We start from the raw sequence: 1165 nt of genomic DNA on the forward strand, positions 1-1165 counted from the left end.
TCGTAATAGATCGAGATCTCGCCGCCCTCGTAGACGCCGGTGTCGTTACGTACAGTCACGCCATCGATTGCGCCCTCCTGCGGCGGGCGATAGGTCACCAGCCGGCCCGTCGACGGCAGGAAGTTGCGTACCGGGTCCTCGGCGTAGATGCGGCTTTCCACCGACCACCCCTGGAGCCTCACATCGGCCTGGGTTAGCCTCAAGGGCTCGCCGGCGGCGACGCGGATCATCTCTTCCACGAGGTCGATACCGGTGATCATTTCGGTGACCGGATGCTCCACCTGCAAGCGGGTGTTCATTTCGAGGAAATAGAAGGACTTATCCTGCCCCGCCACGAATTCCACGGTGCCGGCCGAGTCGTAGCCCACCGCTTTGGCGAGGGCGACCGCCTGCTCGCCCATGAGGCGGCGGGTGGCTTCATCCAGCAGCGGCGACGGCGCCTCCTCGATGACTTTCTGATTACGGCGCTGGATCGAGCATTCGCGCTCGCCGAGATAGATCACGTTACCGTGCTTGTCGCCGAGCACCTGGATCTCGATATGGCGCGGATCGGTAATGAACTTCTCAATAAAGACCCGGTCGTCTCCGAAGGAGGAGGCAGCTTCCGACTTGGCGCGGGCGAAGCCTTCCGCCACCTCATCCGAGGAATAGGCGATGCGCATGCCTTTGCCGCCGCCGCCAGCGGAGGCCTTGATCATGACAGGATAGCCGATCTCGTCAGCGATGCGCACCGCCTGCTCCGGCGCCTCGATGACGCCGAGAAAGCCCGGCACCGTCGAAACCTTCGCGGCGGCGGCCGCTTTCTTGGACTCGATCTTGTCGCCCATGGCGGCAATGGCCCCAGGATTGGGGCCGATGAACACGATGCCGGCTTCAGCGAGCGCCTTGGGGAAGGCTTCGCGCTCGGAAAGGAAGCCATAGCCGGGATGCACCGCCTGGGCGCCGGTTGCCTTACAGGCCTCGATGATCTTCTCGATGACGAGGTAGGATTGGGCGGCGGCCGCGGGGCCGATATGCACCGCCTCGTCGGCCATCTCCACGTGGAGGGCGTCCCGATCTGCATCGGAATAGACCGCCACCGTCTTGATGCCCATTCGCCGGGCGGTCTTGATCACCCGGCACGCGATCTCGCCACGGTTCGCAATCAGGATCTTGTCGAACATGA

General features: G+C 63.7%; 1 protein-coding gene. It reads right to left on the reverse strand.

Translation table 11 applies throughout. The features are described 5' to 3' along the window. On the reverse strand, positions 1–1163 hold a 1163-nt coding region (locus tag GR328_RS26495), incomplete at its 3' end, for an acetyl-CoA carboxylase biotin carboxylase subunit (RefSeq protein ID WP_160888627.1). Between the last annotated feature and the right edge of the window lie 2 nt (positions 1164–1165).

The organism is Microvirga makkahensis (assembly GCF_009830105.1).
GTDB lineage: Bacteria > Pseudomonadota > Alphaproteobacteria > Rhizobiales > Beijerinckiaceae > Microvirga > Microvirga makkahensis.